Source organism: Vibrio sp. AH4 (assembly GCF_030710545.1).
Classification (GTDB): domain Bacteria; phylum Pseudomonadota; class Gammaproteobacteria; order Enterobacterales; family Vibrionaceae; genus Vibrio; species Vibrio metoecus.
On the sequence record NZ_JALAIV010000001.1, the window covers coordinates 2601776 to 2618182 of the forward strand.

Consider the following 16407-nt stretch of genomic DNA (forward strand, 5'->3'; position numbering starts at 1 on the left):
GCTGACTAGTAATGCTAGTTCCGCCTCGTGACTGACTCAGATCACTATGAACGCATTTATACGATTTACCCTAGGACTGTTCAGCATGAGTTTGCTGACAGGCTGCGGAGAACACATCGATCACAGTAAGATTCGCAGCAGTGGTTTTGTCTACTGTGGTGAGAGCGCGCCATCTACCTTTAACCCACAATTGGTCGATAACGATATCACCTCCGATGCTCTCGGACCGCAACTCTACGACACCTTGCTCACGATTGATCCGCAAACCCAATTACCCGTACCGAGCGTAGCCAGCGGATGGACGGTTAATGCGAGCGGTACCGAGTATCTGTTTACTCTGCGCCCTAATGTTGAGTTTCAAACTACCGCTTGGTTTAGCCCCACTCGGCCACTCAACGCCGATGATGTGGTTTTCAGCTTCCGACGCATCATTGACCCGACAAGCCCTTTCCATAAGATCAACCAAGCCCAATACCCTTGGTTTAAAGGCATTGATTTCCAAAATTTACTCGTCGATGTCACGGCTATTGATGACTTAACAGTGAAGTTTATTTTAAGCCGCCCAGATAACAGTTTTTTGTCTAACATTGCCACCAGTCATGCCGTCATTCTCTCTTTAGAATACGCTAACCAATTGATGATTGATGATGAAAAAGAGAAGTTGGATACCTTACCTGTCGGCAGTGGCCCCTTTTATCTTACTGAATACCATCCGCGTGATTTGATCCGCCTAAAGCGCCACCCTCACTACTGGAATGGCGTCGCTAAACTTGAACAAGTGGTGTTTGATATTTCACAACGCGGTACCGGAATGCTCGCCAAATTACTGCGTAATGAATGCGATGTTCTGCATGCACCGATCTCCAGTCAGGTACCGGCGATTGAACAAAATCAGGATATTGAACTGACAACAACCCCAGCAATGAATGTGGCGTTTATTGCCGTCAACACACAACATCCCGCGCTCAATGATAGCCGAGTACGTAAAGCACTAAACTTTGCGATCAATCGGCAAAATATTTTGGACTCCGTTTATTACGGTACTGGTAGCATTGCCTTTACGGTCTTGCCTCCTACTTCTTGGGCTTACCAACAAGATGCAGTACAAATCCGTTACGATCGCAATTATGCTCAAGCGTTATTGCGCGAGGCGGGTTTTGAACATGGGCTTGAATTGACCATGTCAGTTCCGGTCGATCCCAAAGCGTATAACCCTAGCCCACGTAAAACCGCAGAATTAATCCAAGCCAACTTGGCTGATATTGGCGTCACCTTGCGCTTAATTACCGAAGATCGCTCCGAACGCCAAGAGCTTGCAGAACGCAACAATATTGACCTGTTTTTGAGTGGCTGGCGCGGTGACACAGGTGACCCAGATAACTTCTTACGCCCCTTGCTCTCTTGTGACTCCAATCGAGCAGGGTTGAACGTCTCAATGTGGTGTGACAGTGATTTTGACTTCTTGCTAGACTTAGCTTTAGAAGCCAACAAACCACGTTATCGCCTAAATCTCTATCATCAGGCGCAAAATATCCTTAACCAAGAGTTTCCCGTGATCCCTCTTGCACATGGCATACAATTTACCGCCTACAGTAAATCGCTAACCGGGGTTCGCATGAGTCCTTTTAATGTTCAGCCATTTAATACCGTTGAGAGGGTGGCCGAGTAATGTTCGTGTATACGGTACGAAAATTTAACCTATTTATCATTACACTCTTAATCTTGACCATGGTCGGCTACAGCCTCGCTCGCTTTGATCCCCATTCACCATGGACTTTGTTCAGCTTTTGGCAAGGGTGGTCCATTTACTTAGTGCAGTTAATGGAGCTCAATTTCGGTGTCAATAAAAATGGAGTCTCGATTCTCAGTGAGTTAGCGGTCGTATTTCCGGCCACCATTGAGCTGTGTTCTATTGCCTTCATTATGTCACTGCTGGTGGGTATTCCTATCGGAACCATCGCTGGGATGCGACAAGGTAAATGGCTCGACACCATCATCTCTTTCATCTCCATGTCTGGATATTCGGCGCCCATTTTTTGGCTCGCCTTAATGATGATTATGGTGTTCTCACTGCACTTTCAATTTTTCCCAGTCGCAGGGCGCTATGACTTACTGTATCAAATCGAGCATGTGACAGGCTTTGCCTTGATTGATGCCTTCATGTCGCAGTCGCAATACCGCAGCCAAGCGCTCCAAAGTGTGTTGGAACATTTAACGCTCCCCTGCTTGGTGCTGGCTTTGGCTCCCACCACACAAGTGATTGGGCAAATGCGGGCATCGGTTGCGGAAGTAATGAACCAAAACTACATCCGAGCAGCCAAAATTAAGGGTTTATCCAATTACGAAATCGTTACCCAACACGTCTTACGTAATGCCATTCCTCCGATGATCCCAAAATTTGGTGTTCAACTGTCTAGTATGCTGACGCTGGCGATTATTACTGAATCTATCTTTAACTGGCCGGGCATTGGTCGTTGGCTGCTTGATGCGCTGGCTAACCGTGATTTTATGTCGATTCAAGCCGGTGTTATCGTGGTCGGCACCTTAGTATTAACCGCCAACATTCTCTCTGATTTGCTCGGCGCGGTGGCTAACCCTTTGGTAAGGAAAGAGTGGTATGTTAAGCGATAGCATTTATCAAGAAGAACACATTCCAACCCAGTTTGAGCGTTTCTGGCGTAGCTTTCGAGCCAATAATCTCGCCATGTTCGGATTATGGTGCCTGCTGTTTATAGCCCTCGTGATCGCACTATCTCCTTGGCTTGCACCGTATGATCCACAAATGCACTCCAGCAAATTACTGGTACCCCCATCTTGGGATCCCGCCGGTAGTGTTGATTACTTCCTCGGCACGGATGACTTAGGACGCGATATTTTATCTCGCCTGATTGATGGCTCACTCCTGAGTATCGGGGCTGCGGTGCTCATCACTCTGATTGCCACGTTACTCGGTGGTACCATTGGTGCATTAGCGGGCATGACCAAGGGTTTGCTTTCCAGCACACTGAACCATCTGCTCGATACGGTAATGTCGATTCCGTCACTGTTACTGGCTATCATTTTTGTCGCCTTTTTAGGGGCTGGCGAATTTAACGTACTCCTTGCGATTGGCTTAGCGTTGATCCCACGTTTTATTCGCTCAGTGTATGTGGCAGTACATAATGAAGTAGAAAAAGATTATGTCATGGCCGCACGTTTAGATGGTGCCAATGAGTTTTATCTGCTTTGGCATTCCATTTTTCCCAACATCCTGCCGATCATCGTCACCGAAATTACTATGGCTCTTTCCATTGCTATTTTGGATATTACCGCGCTGGGATTTCTTGGGCTCGGAGCACAATCGCCTAGTACGGAATGGGGCTCCATGCTCGGTAATGCGGTCGAACTTATCTACATTGCACCTTGGACAGTCACTCTTCCCGGTCTCGCGACTATGTTTACGGTCGTGGTCATTAACCTTGTCGGCGATGGCGCACGTCAAGCGTTGAATGCAGGAGTCGAATAATGCCTATTCTTGATATTCGTCATCTGACGATTGAAATTGATACTCCGCAAGGTTTAGTGAAAGCTGTAGATCGCATGAGCCTGACCATGAACGAAGGTGAAATTCGTGGTTTAGTGGGTGAATCTGGCTCTGGCAAAAGCCTCGTTGCTAAAGCGTTGGTTGGGGTATGTAAAGAAAACTGGCGCGTTACGGCTGACCGTATGCGCCTTGGAAACATTGATTTACTGCAACTGACTCCACGAGAACGCAGACGCGTGATCGCACGTGATGTGGCGATGATTTTCCAAGAGCCTTCCACCTGTCTTGACCCTTCTGAAGAAGTGGGCAAGCAGTTGATCGAATCGATTCCTTTCCGTACTTTTGAAGGCCGTTGGTGGCAGCGTTTTACATGGCGCAAAAAGCAAGCCATCGCACTGCTGCATAAAGTCGGCATCAAAGATCACAAAGACATCATGTCTAGCTACCCTTATGAGCTGACCGACGGTGAGTGTCAAAAAGTGATGATTGCCATGGCGATTGCTGCGAAACCGAAATTGCTGATCGCCGATGAACCCACAAACGACGTTGACCCCATCACTCAATCGCAAATTTTACGTCTACTCAGCCGGATGAATCAGGTAAACAGTACCTCAATCTTACTGATTGGCCATGACTTAACCACCATCACCCAATGGGCAGATCGAATTACGGTGATGTATTGTGGCCAATCGGTTGAATCGGCAGACACTGCAAAGATTGTGGTAGAACCCAAGCATCCCTATACGGCTGCACTTCTAAAGGCAATGCCCGATTTCAGTGACTGGATACCCCATAAGCAGAAATTACAATCACTGCCCGGTTCGATTCCGCCACTACAACATTTGCCAATTGGTTGTCGCTTAGGGCCTCGCTGCCCTTATGCGCAACGTCAATGTGTAGAAATGCCACGTTCACGTTGGGTCAAAAACCATAAGTTTTCCTGCCATTTCCCGTTGAATATGGAGACACCACAATGAGTGCGCTGTTAGAAGTCACCGATCTACATAAAGACTTTGTCACTCGTTCCGGTTTTTTACGCAAGCAGATCCAACATGCGGTGAAGCCCGTTAGCTTTACTTTGGAAGCGGGACAAACCATTGGTTTTATTGGACAAAACGGTTCAGGAAAATCCACACTCGCGCGTATGCTGGCTGGAATGGTCGCACCAACGGGGGGGGAAATCCGCGTCAACGGTGAGCTTTTAGAACACAAAGATTACGCGACCCGCTGTAAGCTCATCCGGATGATTTTCCAAGATCCCAACACGTCGCTCAATCCGCGCCTACAAATTGGCAAGATTCTGGAAGGCCCCCTGAAACGGAACACCAGCATGCCGCCAGAAGCCCGTATGCGCCGCGTAAAAGATACCTTGCAGCGCGTTGGTTTACTGCCAGAACACGCCTACTTTTATCCTCAAATGCTCGCAACTGGACAGAAACAGCGGGTTTGTTTGGCTCGCGCCTTAATTTTGCAGCCATCCATCATTATTGCCGATGAAGCGTTGAATGGTCTGGATATGGCGATGCGTTCGCAAATCCTCAACCTATTTCTGGAACTGCAAGAGGAAATGGGCGTTTCGTTTGTGTATGTATCCCAGCATATCGGGGTGATCAAGCACATCACTGACAAAATCATCGTGATGCATGAAGGGAATGTGGTGGAATCCGGCAATACCCATGAAGTGTTGGCCGACCCGCAGCACCCGATCACCCAACGTATGATTGAGAGCCACTTTACCAAGGCTCCCACCTTTAAGTATTGAGTGATGAAAAGAGGGATTGCGCTCGGGCTTCTCACCCTTATTAGCCACAGTGCCTTTGGTCAAGAGAATTGGCGCGATCCCGCTTTTATCGAACAAGCCTTTCTCGCCGTAGCGATGCACAACGAATATTCCGTAGGTGAAAAACCACTCAGTAAATGGCGCAAGCCCCTGCGGATTTATTTTGAACATCAAGTGCCTGATAGTGATCTGCATGAACAGCTTGCGCGAGCTCACCTCAGCCATCTTTCGGCCATAACCCAACACCCGATTCAGGTGGTGAGCGACAAAACTCAGGCGAATGTGATTTGGGTATTCACCCAGCAATCAAAGTGGCAGCAGGTGCTAGAAGAAGTAGCAGGAAAATCAGCCACGCAGTCGATGCATGGAGCGATTTGCCAAGCGAGTTACCAGAGCGACATCGTGACTTCTGAGATTATTTCAGCGTCGGTCGTCATCCCCGTCGACCAAGCACGTGACCATGGCAAACTGCTGGCCTGTATCGTGGAAGAAATTACTCAAGTGATGGGGCTGCCTAATGATTCAGAGCTTGCCTACCCTTCCATTTTTAACGATAGAACCCCGGAAGATTTGCTCTCTCCCCTTGATGTCGTTTTACTGTGGCTACTCTACGAACCCGATATCACCACGGGCATGAACCAACACCAAGTGCAGTCGGTGATCCGCACCAAAATCAAACAATATCAGCAGCAAGGTAGATTAAAAAAAGCGGTGCAAGAGGCACACTCTTCACCGCTCTATGAATGGCTTCGTTAGTTATCTCGCTCAATCCACACGCGATTAGCGACGATTTGCCAGTTTTTTCAGTTCAAAATCGAACTCATCTGGAAATAAAATGACTCCTTCTTCATTGTCGTTTGGAAAAACAACAACGGAGAGATCATCTTGCTCCAAGCCCTGAGTCCAACGGCTAAACCATTTGTTAAGGCCAATCGATTCTGGCTCACACTCTGCCCAGTCACCGGTTGCCCACGCTTGTGCAAACTCACGGTGCGGCCACACTGGAACGCAATCTTCCTCTTCCGTATTGAGCATTACGCAACCGTGTTCATCTTTTAAAATCCATACTTGCTGGTTAACCACAATCTCTTTCAAGCAGTAGTTGAATCGTTGCTCTTGGTCATATTGGTTGATGAGCGCCATTTGCTCTGCGGTTAATGGATTAGACATCTTCTTTCCCCATTGGAATTCATGGCTCTTTCCGAGCGAAAGATTGCAGGACAATGCCTACAACCAGAGATAAAAAACGCCCACGGCATACTAGCGTGAGCGTTGCTTAAGGAGAATGTTAACCGCGAAGTGGCGATCAAGCCAGTTCCGTTTGCAGCCAAGGCCAACCTTGTTTCTTACGGCTTAGGGTGTTTTCCATCATCAGCACACCCTCTTTTTCATGTTTAGCCAGTTTTTCTGACCATTCGCCTTTAAACAGCAGGCGGGTTTGTGCCGTCGTGATATCGGTCAGCATCAGCGCTGCAAGAGCCAATGATTCCTCATCACAACGACGTTGCAGATCTGCCTCTAAGGCATCAATCATGTCTGCCACTTGCTCTAGCGTAGCCAGTTCAACCTGACCCACCACCAAATCACGGCCATTGAATGGGTATGCTTTGAGATCTTTCTCGACCAGTTGCGCTGCGCTTAAACCTTCAATATCGGTTTTGGCAATCAACAATGCTTTAATAAAGCCTTCCAGATCGGTAATTCCGGCCAATACCGCCAACTCAGCAACGGCGTCTCGGTCTTTTTGAGTACAGGTTGGAGAAGCAAAACCTACGGTGTCAGACAGAATGGCAGAAATCATCAATAGTGCCATTGGACGAGTGATTGCTGCGTTTTCCATTTTGAACAGGTTGAACAAAATGGTGCTGGTGCAACCGACAGGCCAAATCCACGCTTCCAGAGGATTCACCGTCATCACATCCCCTAAACGGTGGTGATCGACAATACCAAGGATCTCTGCCTGATTTAGGTCATCTGGCGCTTGTGCTAAGTCAGTATAATCCACCAGCCAAACTTGCTCACCGGCAACACTGGTGCACAATTCAGGTTGTTCAACACCTGCGACATTGAGAATATGTTGAGTTTCACGGTTAATCTCACCTTGGCGAACCGCTTTCGCTTCCAAACCACGCGCTTTTAAAAGCTCGGCTGCCACTAATGCACTACAAATACTGTCACTGTCTGGGTTCTTATGACCAACAACTAAAATCATCCTGTTACCTATTTTCTCTTTTGCCATCAAGCTGGCGTAAACAAAGGGTGCACTCTACTTAATTTAATATTTTCTTCATGGAGCTAAATCAAAAAAACCTTTTTCTTCCATCTGTAAGTCTCGAATCTCATGTGACTTTGCTATCGAAAGTCGCCTCTACGTTTGCTCTTTTGGTCATACAACGTATAATCGCGCAGTTTCTATCATTAACTGGAGGATTTCTGATGATTGTCACTAACCAAATTCAAAGGGCATGGTTGGGTTAACGGAAAGTCCGTTTTCAATTCTATTATCGCACTACGCGACTTCTCCCTTCCCTTCTCCATTTGCCCAGTCAAACTGGGGTAATTCTATTTAATCAACGAATTAAACCCTGAAACTATGATTTAGTGGGTGCTTTCTCGCACCGGGAAAATTCGCAATGAACAACACAATGACTTCTTTTCAGCCTTACACGTTAACGCAACTTGGCTGGAAACCTTTTTTTCAACAACAACTGACGCTCGAAGATTACGAGAATACGCAAATCTGTCGCGTCATCGCTCATCATCGTAGTGGCTATCAACTTTGCAGTGAACAAGGGCAAATCCATCTCGCCATTCATCACGCTCAACCGAAAATGACGGTGGGCGATTGGGTTTTGCTGGATGAACAGCAGCAATTTAAACGCCTACTTGAGCGTCAAAGTGAACTGAGTCGAAAAGCGGCGGGCAGTAAAGTGGCGGAACAGTTGATCGCGACCAATGTTGATACTTTGTTCATCGTCTGCTCGCTCAATGATGACTTTAACCTCAGCCGTATTGAACGCTATCTGAGCATCGCTAAAGAAGCGCACATCGAACCTGTGGTGATACTCACGAAAGCCGATTTATCTGAACAGGCAGATCAAAATATCGCGCAAGTTCAAAAGCTCAGTGCCACGCTTTGGGTCGCGGCAGTCAATGCTCTCGAACCAACCAGTGTAGAAGCATTACGCCCGTGGTGTACAAAAGGCAGAACCGTCGCATTTATTGGTTCTTCTGGGGTTGGTAAATCAACACTGACTAATACCTTGCTTGGGAGCGAAACCCAACTCACCGGTGGGATCCGTGAAGATGACAGTAAAGGCCGCCATACCACCACCGCGCGTTCGGTTCACATGATCCCGGAAGGTGCATTGATCATCGATACACCGGGAATGCGTGAGCTCCAACTTGTCGACTGTGGCGAAGGGGTTAGCGAGACGTTTTCAGACATTGAAACCTTAGCGTTACACTGCCGTTTTAAAGATTGCCAACATCAGACTGAGCCGGGATGTGCCGTTCAGCAAGCGATAGACAATGGCACTTTGGAAGCAAGACGCTTACAAAACTATTTCAAGTTACTGCGAGAGCAGGCTTATAACTCCGCCACACTGGCGGAGCAACGAAGTAGAATGAAGCAGTTTGGGAAAATGTGCCGCCATGTACTAAGTGATAAGCAAAAACTCAAAAGCAATTATTAACCTCAACTGACACCGCCTCTGCCTGCCCGAATGAGGGTTGCTCATTTTGGATAGGTAAAGGCGGCGTTTTCAAACCTTACGCTTGATTTAATCACCGCTAACCTACCGTCAAAATGGCTCGGCTCTGCAACCCTTTCGCCAAATTGACGACCAATAATTTGCTTGGCTCACTGCTCAGCAGCTCACCACTCCAATAGTCATACCACTGTACTGGATGGTTGGCGACCAAAGTAAACTCCTGTTCCTTGCCTTGAAAATTAAACAAGCAATGCAGGTCATTTTTATCGGTCAGTGGCAAAAAAGCATGGCGTAAACTCAGCGAAGTCAGCTTGGCGGATTTCTGGCTATATTGAAAACGCTTGAGTAAGCGCTTAAGGCTCTGTTTGGCAAACGGAGTAAGTTTTGGCAAAGGGTCGCCAGACAATAACAAACCACCGCTGGCGAGCAGCAAATTACGATGGAATTCGTAGCTGGTACGATCGGCACTTTGGTTTGGTAACGGGGTTAACGTTAAGCAATCAGGATCAATTTGCCACAGCTGTCTGTGTTGCCAACTGCGCATCAAGGTTTCGCGAGCCATTTGACAAAAACGATCGGCATTACGCTCCACATCGTCCGACACCCGCATTGCATCCACCAAACCCAGTGATGGCCACATCGGCGCATTACAACCGAGCAACCATGCATCACCGGCCCCTTCGGCTATCGCTTGCATGCCCATTCGGTACGCTTCGATCCCCGTGATACCGGATTGAAAACGCTGGCCTTGTAGCGTTCCCCAATAGTTGGCATCCAGCTTAAACAGCTCAACGCCCCACTCTTCACGCAAGGTTTTGACCACTTGGGTCAAATGCTCTTGCACATCGGGGTGCGAACCATCCAGCACATACCAAGGCGTGCAACGCCAACCGCCATAAGTGATCTCTTCGGCTTTGAGTGGCTCACCTGCGGCATTTTTCACAAACCAGTCAGGATGCTGACGAAAGACCGCCGAATCCGCTTCAGCGATAAAAGGCGCGAGCCAAATGGCGGGCTTTTTGCCCTGCGCACGAATATCGACAATCACTTGTTGAATGCCACTGGGGAATTTTTGTGAGGGTGTAAGCCAATCGCCCATAAACGCTTGATAGCCATCATCCAATAGCACCCATTCCAGCTCTGGATGACGCTCTGCGAGTACCGCAACATTGTCTTTAATGTCTTGCTCAGTGACTTCGGCATAATAGGCATACCAAGAACACCACCCCATTGGTGCGGGATCTTTGATATGGGGTCTTGGCGGATGATGGCGCGAGATCGCCTCTGCATAGGCTTGATAAAGCTCCGACATAGACTCGCCTTCTAAGCAGATCACCGATTCCAGTTGGTTGGTGACCCAGTCTTGCGGGCGGCTCTCTTCGCCATCGATAAAAGCACTCAGTATCCAGTGTTGCGGGTGACGATGCACTTCAAAAAAACCGGCAAAACGTTGGCACGAGGTGAAACCAAATAATAGATAACGGCCAGCGGCTTCTATCATCAATGTGTTGTAAAAACGCTTCGGCGCATCATGCGGGTAAATGCGGTAACTGAGGTTGTTATCAGGACAACGCCCAACTTCTTGAATTTGGCTCAGCGTTCCAGAGGCTTGTGAGAGCATTTGGAAACCATCACCGACCAAGCGCGCATCTGACTCGACATCCAACACCGTGCTAAATAGCGGATAACGGCGCTCAAAAGGACGGTTATGTAACCCGATATACTGTGCAGAAAGCTCATTGTCCGCAATCTCCAGTTCAATATCAGCTTGCTGCGCTAGGATCTCTCGCCCATTAGCGAGTCTTAAGTGGCTCATTGACTCTCTCCTTTTTGCCCTGAGTGTCGGCGTAAACATCCACGCATGACGTTAGATGTTTCACGTTTTACGTGATCCACAGGTTTGATTGGCGACAGATTAAGCGGATTTACTGATAAAAGAGAAGAAAAAAGCCAGCGATGAACGCTGGCTTGAGGGATAACGCGCATTTTGCGTTAAAGAGACGATTAGATGACTTCGATTGGGCCACCGAATGATGTCACGGGTGGAACTTCACCACGGAATTTCTCGAATTCCACGATACAGGTATTCGCCGAAGTGGCTTGCGCCAGCTCTGACGTTCCCAGATCCAGCGTCAGTGTATTGGGATCGCCATAAGTACAGATCGCACCGACTTTTTCTGTCAGCGGGCCATACCAAGCACCCTCTTCGATACGGATCACGCCACGTGGATAGCTGTCACTTAGCACCGCGCCCGCCAATAGCTGCCCACGGTCGTTAAACACACGCACCAAATCACCCTGTTTAATGCCTTTCGCTTTTGCATCAATTGGGTTGATGTAAACAGGTTCACGACCTTGCACCGCGTAAGTGGCACGGAACGCTTCAGCTTCACACATTTGTGAGTGCAGACGCTTGTCTGGGTGGCATGATTGCAGCCAGAACGGGTATTTCTCAGAGCCAGGACCACCGTGTGAACGTTCGGTTTTCTCGAACCACATAGGGTGTTCTTGGCAATGTTCATAACCGTAGCGACCGATCTTACGTGATGTAATTTCGATAAAACCAGAAGGCGTGCCAAGCGCGTTGATCTCAGGATCTTTACGGAAATCCGCATGACGAACCCAAGGCGTACCCGTACCAAAATCAAGGAAGCCTTTTTCCCAGAACTCATCGAATTCCGGCATCGCAAACTTGCCATCGTTGGCTTTCTTACATTCGTCATACAGTGAGCGTACCCACTCCATTTCATCCATACCGCGGGTGTACTCTTTTTCACGGCCAAAACGACGAGTCAGCTCAGTCATGATTTCAAAGTCAGTGCGTGACTGGAACAACGGGTCAACCAAACGATGCATCGCAATCAGGCCTTTACCTGAGTATGAGCCGTAAGAGTCGATGTCGTTACGTTCCCACTGGGTACAAGCTGGCAGTACGATGTCAGAGAAGCGGCACGTTGCCGTCCAGCTGAAATCAATCGTCACCACAGTTTCCAGCTTCTGGAATGCACGCTTCATCTTGTTGCGGTCTTGGTGGTGATGCCATGGGTTACAACCGGAAATCACCATCATTTTGAAGCCCGGCAACGTCACCGTGTTACCGTTGTGGTTGATCTTCTTACCCGGCTCAAGAATCGCATCAATCCAGCGGGCGACCGGAATCGTGCTGCTGTAGCCGTTGAAGTCATTGTTATCCCACTTTGGCTTCGCACCTTGGTCAAGGTTACGTGGGAATCCGCCAGGTCCCGCAAAACCAGTTGACGGTACGCCGATGCCTGAATAGTGGTGACCATAAGAAATACCGCCGCCCGGCAGGCCAATTTGACCAATCATCGCCGCCAGTACCGCGCCCATCCAATAAGGTTGCTCACCATGCTCTTGACGTTGGATACACCAACCAAACAGCAACTGAGTACGCCCTTTCACCAACATATGGGCGAAATCGCGAATGGACTCTGGCTTCACGCCACAAATTTTCGCCGCCCACTCAGGGGTTTTCTCAACCTTATCTTTGCTCTTACCCAATACGTAAGGGATGAACTCTTCAAAGCCCAAGCAGTAAGTTTCAATAAACTTCTTGTCGTACAGATTTTCGGTATACAGCACATGCGCAACGGCCAACATAAACGCCACATCCGTTTGTGGGTTGATGTACAGGTGATCATTTTGCAAGAAACGCTGTGTCTTATTCTTCACTGGGTCAACGGAAACCACGTTGATCTCGCCTTTCGCGACTTTCTCTTTTAATTGATCGAGATAGCCGAAAGACTGGTGCGTTTCACAGTTCCAACCCACTTGCAGATTTTTCACTGGATCGTTTGCCCACAAGATGATGTTGTCCGAGTTGTCTAAAATCTCGCTCCAAGAGGTACCTTGCGCGTAAACTTCGGTCGAGCCCAGTACATAAGGCATGATGGTTTGGCCAGCACCAGTCGAGTAATCCCCAACTTTGGTGATGTAGTTACCATGCATACCCACAGCGCGCTGCATCATCGCGGTACAGTTGTGGAAAGCACCGGTTTGGTTCCAACCCGTTTGGCCTGCGTGCAGTGCCCAAGGGCCGTATTGCTTCTGAACACGCTCTAATTCACGGTAGAACAGGTCCATCGCTTCATCCCAAGTCACACGGATAAAACGGTTGTTACCACGGGTTTCTGCGCTGTATTTGTGTTTTTTCAACCAATCGAGGCGCACCATTGGGTAACGCACGCGAGATGGGCTGTACAGAATGCCTTGAATGCCGTTCAACATTTCCGTTGGGTGGGTATCCAACTCCAACGCTTTCAGCTCTTGTACCTTACCGCCGTAGATGTGGGCGCGGAAGGCGCCCCAGTGAGAACCAGAGACTTTCCAAGTTCCTGTGGTTTCTGCCGCTTGGGCAGAAACTGAGGTCAGTAGGCTTGGGCCAATAATCGACGCCGCACTGGTGGTTGCGACACCTTTCAGAAAACTTCTTCGTGTAATCGCCATGTTATGACTCCGTATGACGTTGCTTAGTGATGGCCTTCAGCGAAATCTGAAGAGTGTTTTTGCAGGTACTTCAGTACCAGCGCTTCACTGTCGGTATCGAAGTTAACGAATGCCAACATACCGTCGAACATGCCAGGCCAAGTGTTGGCATCAAAGTGTGCTTCATCCGGTTGGGTATGACAGACAGAACAGTTGGTTTGGTATGCTTCACGCGCTTTTTCCCAAATAGGGTTGATGTCACTCAGCATGGCTTCTTTTTTCATCCACACTTTCGCGCTGACTTGTTCCCATGGCAAACCAGTCAAATCATCAACTTTCTGCTCGCCCGTGGTCACAATCGCATCCGACATGGCGGCATCTTTCAGAAGTGAAGCTACCGCAATGTTCATACCGAAATCTTCTTGAATCACACGGCCAAAACCTTTCGATTTACGCCAACCATCAATTTCAACTTGCATCATGTCGCCTTTTTCGGCTAACACTTTCACTTCAGAAGCTGGGTTGAGTAGACCCGCTTCAACTTTACCTTGCTCATCTTCATACACAGGGAGGAAACGCACGCTGACCAAAGTTCCACCATTTGAGTATTTGGTGTTCGATGCCATGCCCTCCAACTCACCAATCAAGCCACTTGAGCTCTCCATGTTTTTCGGCAAGTTATGCGCAATGCCCTTGTGGCAGTCGATACAGCTTTGATCGCGCTCAGCCGCTTGCTTCATTTGGATGCGTGCCGTCGCGGACATTTGGTCAAAATCCATCGATTCGTAGTTATGGCAGTTTTTACACTCAAGGGATTTGTTGGCAGCGAAGCGATCCCACTCATGTTTGGCCAACTCAATCCGGCGCTCTTCAAATTTTTCAGGCGTGTCTAGATCACCAAAGATTTGCGCAAAGACTTCTTTCGAGGCTTGCATCTTACGCGCGATTTTTGCCGTCCATTCATGGGGAACATGGCAATCAGGACAAGTCGCACGTACGCCAGAGTGGTTTTTCCAGTGCACTGTGGTTTGTAGCTCTTGGTATACGTTGTCACGCATGGTGTGGCAGCTAACACAGAACTCTTCCGTATTGGTGGCTTCCAATGCGGTGTTAAAACCACCCCAGAAAATCACCCCAGCGATAAAGCCACCGAGCGTCAGTACACCCAAGCTAATGTGTACTGCTGGACGCGTCATGGTGCGCCACATTTTCAAAATTAACGATTTCATCTTCATTGTCTCTTAATTATCGAATTCAGTCGTAAACCTGCGGATTAAAAACCGCCGTGTGCGCCCGGAGGGCCAAACACAAACATCTGCAGCATCCACACGATAAATCCATACCCACCTACAAACGCGACGCTTAAAATGGGAAAGAGAACCACTGTGATGAAGAGGAATGACTTCCACTCCAGAGAGCGTTTTTCACCGCCTTCAGCTTTTTTAACATCACTCATACATTTGCCTATATCTTCGCAAGAATTTTTGCCGATCCAGATGATTACAATGAACGTCAAACAGGATTGATTGACGCAAATGTTAGACCATAGCTTTATTGTGGTTCAATCGAAAAACGCCTCACAGGCCTTGTTATTCCATAGTTTTTTGAGTTAGAACGGAGATGTGATCGAATAAAAAACGACGTGAAAAAATATGAACGGTTGTGACAAATTAATATTGTTTCACTTATGTGAAATAGAAACAAAATCACAACAAGCCGAGCTAAAGAACGATGACATGATGCTAGGTGAACAAGACATTTGCGGGCAACCGTTCCCCCTGATGTCTCTCGCCAATACTCCAACCGCCAATCCCCCTTGGCTTTCCATTACGCCCCAACAAAGCGCAAGTGCACAACCAATGTGCAAGATTTTTAAGATATTTCTGCAAGGCAAGGTTACACACGCAGTTTACTCTGAGTTATCCACAGAAAATGTGGATAAGGCCATCACGTTCCAAAAGCCTTTGCACCGAGAAGGCGAGAAGCCCCCCACTGACATCGCTTACTTTCCGACACATAAAAAAATCCCCGAGTAAAACTCAGGGACTTTTCAGAAACAGCTAATTTTCAGCAATAAAATCAGTCTTTAAGGTAAATCAACCAATACCACATACCCACAAACACACCACCCCCAACAATATTACCTAAAGTCACTGGAATGAGGTTATTGACGATGAAGTTAACAAAGTTGAGATCCGCATAGTTGGCGATATTCGCACCAGTCATCGCCCAGAAACTGTCTGGTGCGAAATACTTTATACCAATCGCCATTGGCACTTGGAACATGTTAGCAATACAGTGCTCAAAGCCTGCCGACACAAACATAGCCACAGGCAGAATCAGTACCATGACTTTATCCGTCAGCGAACGCGCACTAAAGGTCATCCATACCGCTAAACACACGAGAATGTTACACATCAATCCAAGAGCAAAAGCCTGCAAAAACGTATGGTGCAGCTTGTGCTGAGAAATCGCCATCGCGTTGAGACCAAGTTGGCCACCATCTTCCATGAACTGGCGAGTCGCTAACATAATCAATACTAGGATTATCGAACCACACAAGTTACCGAAATAGACCACAGTCCAGTTCCGTACCAGTTCTTTCCACGAAATTTTGCCACTCGCTTTCGCCACTAGGATGAGCACCGAACTGGTGAATAATTCACCACCGGTAATCACCACCAGAATCAAACCGAGGCTGAAGGCCATGCCACCCAGCAGTTTGGTGACACCGTAAGGCATATCATGCGCCCCTGTGGTCACCACGGTGTAAAACACAAACGCAATACCGATTTGAATACCTGCGGAGATCGCAAGCAAGAATGATTTATACGCGGCTTTTTTGGCTTTACCTTCACCAGTAATGGCCGCACGTTCAGCCATTTGCGGAGGGAGAAGGGAATCGAATTGGTTATGATCCATGAGCTTGTTACATTTTGACACAC

The 16407-nt window shown here is 48.0% G+C and carries 15 protein-coding genes; 8 read left to right on the top strand and 7 right to left on the bottom strand.

What is annotated here, in order from left to right:
- The first annotated feature begins 85 nt into the window (after positions 1-85).
- The 6 genes from MKA69_RS11950 to MKA69_RS11975 are packed head-to-tail and all read left to right on the top strand — an operon-like array spanning position 86 to position 6059.
- Positions 86-1669 carry an ABC transporter substrate-binding protein gene (locus MKA69_RS11950; protein ID WP_170937866.1) on the top strand — a complete coding sequence of 528 codons (1584 nt, stop codon included), beginning with the start codon at positions 86-88 and terminating at the stop codon, positions 1667-1669.
- A complete protein-coding gene (locus MKA69_RS11955; RefSeq protein WP_000498490.1) occupies positions 1669-2631 on the top strand; it encodes an ABC transporter permease subunit in 963 nt (320 codons plus the stop codon). Before MKA69_RS11950 ends, MKA69_RS11955 begins: the two co-directional genes overlap by 1 nt.
- The gene (locus MKA69_RS11960) at positions 2618-3505 is read left to right on the top strand and encodes an ABC transporter permease subunit (RefSeq protein ID WP_000947595.1); all 888 of its coding nucleotides are present in this window, start codon (positions 2618-2620) and stop codon (positions 3503-3505) included. The genes MKA69_RS11955 and MKA69_RS11960 overlap by 14 nt, the downstream gene beginning before the upstream one ends.
- Positions 3505-4500: an oligopeptide/dipeptide ABC transporter ATP-binding protein gene (locus tag MKA69_RS11965; protein ID WP_001121919.1), complete on the top strand. Its 996-nt coding sequence runs from the start codon at positions 3505-3507 to the stop codon at positions 4498-4500. The genes MKA69_RS11960 and MKA69_RS11965 overlap by 1 nt, the downstream gene beginning before the upstream one ends.
- Positions 4497-5285, top strand: coding sequence for an ATP-binding cassette domain-containing protein (locus MKA69_RS11970; RefSeq protein WP_055033549.1), 789 nt, complete (start codon positions 4497-4499; stop codon positions 5283-5285). The genes MKA69_RS11965 and MKA69_RS11970 overlap by 4 nt, the downstream gene beginning before the upstream one ends.
- On the top strand, positions 5286-6059 hold the full coding sequence (locus MKA69_RS11975; protein WP_305848117.1) for a DUF2927 domain-containing protein: 774 nt from the start codon (positions 5286-5288) through the stop codon (positions 6057-6059).
- 24 nt (positions 6060-6083) lie between these two features.
- On the opposite strand, the gene MKA69_RS11980 is transcribed toward MKA69_RS11975, so the two are convergent.
- Positions 6084-6473: a DUF2750 domain-containing protein gene (locus tag MKA69_RS11980; protein WP_095469952.1), complete on the bottom strand. Its 390-nt coding sequence runs from the start codon at positions 6471-6473 to the stop codon at positions 6084-6086.
- 136 nt (positions 6474-6609) lie between these two features.
- Positions 6610-7515: a manganese-dependent inorganic pyrophosphatase gene (locus MKA69_RS11985; RefSeq protein WP_305848118.1), complete on the bottom strand. Its 906-nt coding sequence runs from the start codon at positions 7513-7515 to the stop codon at positions 6610-6612.
- 421 nt (positions 7516-7936) lie between these two features.
- On the opposite strand from MKA69_RS11985, the gene rsgA reads away from it, so the two are divergent.
- Positions 7937-8998, top strand: coding sequence for a ribosome small subunit-dependent GTPase A (gene rsgA, locus MKA69_RS11990; protein ID WP_032470044.1), 1062 nt, complete (start codon positions 7937-7939; stop codon positions 8996-8998).
- Positions 8999-9095: 97 nt separating this feature from the next.
- On the opposite strand, the gene MKA69_RS11995 is transcribed toward rsgA, so the two are convergent.
- The 4 genes from MKA69_RS11995 to torE form a co-directional block, all read right to left on the bottom strand.
- On the bottom strand, positions 9096-10832 hold the full coding sequence (locus MKA69_RS11995; protein WP_305848119.1) for a glycoside hydrolase family 36 protein: 1737 nt from the start codon (positions 10830-10832) through the stop codon (positions 9096-9098).
- A gap of 188 nt (positions 10833-11020) precedes the next feature.
- Positions 11021-13483 (bottom strand): trimethylamine-N-oxide reductase TorA, encoded by a 2463-nt coding sequence (gene torA / locus MKA69_RS12000; RefSeq protein WP_305848120.1) that lies wholly within the window; start codon positions 13481-13483, stop codon positions 11021-11023.
- A gap of 23 nt (positions 13484-13506) precedes the next feature.
- Positions 13507-14691, bottom strand: a complete 1185-nt coding sequence (gene torC / locus MKA69_RS12005; RefSeq protein WP_305848121.1) for a pentaheme c-type cytochrome TorC — start codon at positions 14689-14691, stop codon at positions 13507-13509.
- A gap of 44 nt (positions 14692-14735) precedes the next feature.
- Entirely contained in the window at positions 14736-14918 is a 183-nt protein-coding gene (gene torE, locus MKA69_RS12010; protein ID WP_001286134.1) for a trimethylamine N-oxide reductase system protein TorE, read from the bottom strand.
- Between the two features lie 280 nt (positions 14919-15198).
- Here torE and MKA69_RS12015 point away from each other — a divergent pair, with 280 nt between their 5' ends.
- The gene (locus tag MKA69_RS12015) at positions 15199-15498 is read left to right on the top strand and encodes a hypothetical protein (RefSeq protein WP_305848122.1); all 300 of its coding nucleotides are present in this window, start codon (positions 15199-15201) and stop codon (positions 15496-15498) included.
- Positions 15499-15541: 43 nt separating this feature from the next.
- Here the strand turns inward: MKA69_RS12015 and focA are convergent, their stop codons facing one another.
- Positions 15542-16384 carry a formate transporter FocA gene (focA, locus tag MKA69_RS12020; protein WP_000349974.1) on the bottom strand — a complete coding sequence of 281 codons (843 nt, stop codon included), beginning with the start codon at positions 16382-16384 and terminating at the stop codon, positions 15542-15544.
- Between the last annotated feature and the right edge of the window lie 23 nt (positions 16385-16407).

Coding starts and splice junctions, on each gene's coding strand:
- MKA69_RS12015 (WP_305848122.1), top strand. CDS start 15,199: ATGATGCTAGGTGAACAAGACATTTGCGGGCAACCGTTCCCCCTGATG.
- MKA69_RS11955 (WP_000498490.1), top strand. CDS start 1,669: ATGTTCGTGTATACGGTACGAAAATTTAACCTATTTATCATTACACTC.
- MKA69_RS11980 (WP_095469952.1), bottom strand. CDS start 6,473: ATGTCTAATCCATTAACCGCAGAGCAAATGGCGCTCATCAACCAATAT.
- MKA69_RS11960 (WP_000947595.1), top strand. CDS start 2,618: ATGTTAAGCGATAGCATTTATCAAGAAGAACACATTCCAACCCAGTTT.
- torA (WP_305848120.1), bottom strand. CDS start 13,483: ATGGCGATTACACGAAGAAGTTTTCTGAAAGGTGTCGCAACCACCAGT.
- torE (WP_001286134.1), bottom strand. CDS start 14,918: ATGAGTGATGTTAAAAAAGCTGAAGGCGGTGAAAAACGCTCTCTGGAG.
- MKA69_RS11965 (WP_001121919.1), top strand. CDS start 3,505: ATGCCTATTCTTGATATTCGTCATCTGACGATTGAAATTGATACTCCG.
- MKA69_RS11995 (WP_305848119.1), bottom strand. CDS start 10,832: ATGAGCCACTTAAGACTCGCTAATGGGCGAGAGATCCTAGCGCAGCAA.
- torC (WP_305848121.1), bottom strand. CDS start 14,691: ATGAAATCGTTAATTTTGAAAATGTGGCGCACCATGACGCGTCCAGCA.
- focA (WP_000349974.1), bottom strand. CDS start 16,384: ATGGATCATAACCAATTCGATTCCCTTCTCCCTCCGCAAATGGCTGAA.
- rsgA (WP_032470044.1), top strand. CDS start 7,937: ATGAACAACACAATGACTTCTTTTCAGCCTTACACGTTAACGCAACTT.
- MKA69_RS11985 (WP_305848118.1), bottom strand. CDS start 7,515: ATGATTTTAGTTGTTGGTCATAAGAACCCAGACAGTGACAGTATTTGT.
- MKA69_RS11950 (WP_170937866.1), top strand. CDS start 86: ATGAGTTTGCTGACAGGCTGCGGAGAACACATCGATCACAGTAAGATT.
- MKA69_RS11970 (WP_055033549.1), top strand. CDS start 4,497: ATGAGTGCGCTGTTAGAAGTCACCGATCTACATAAAGACTTTGTCACT.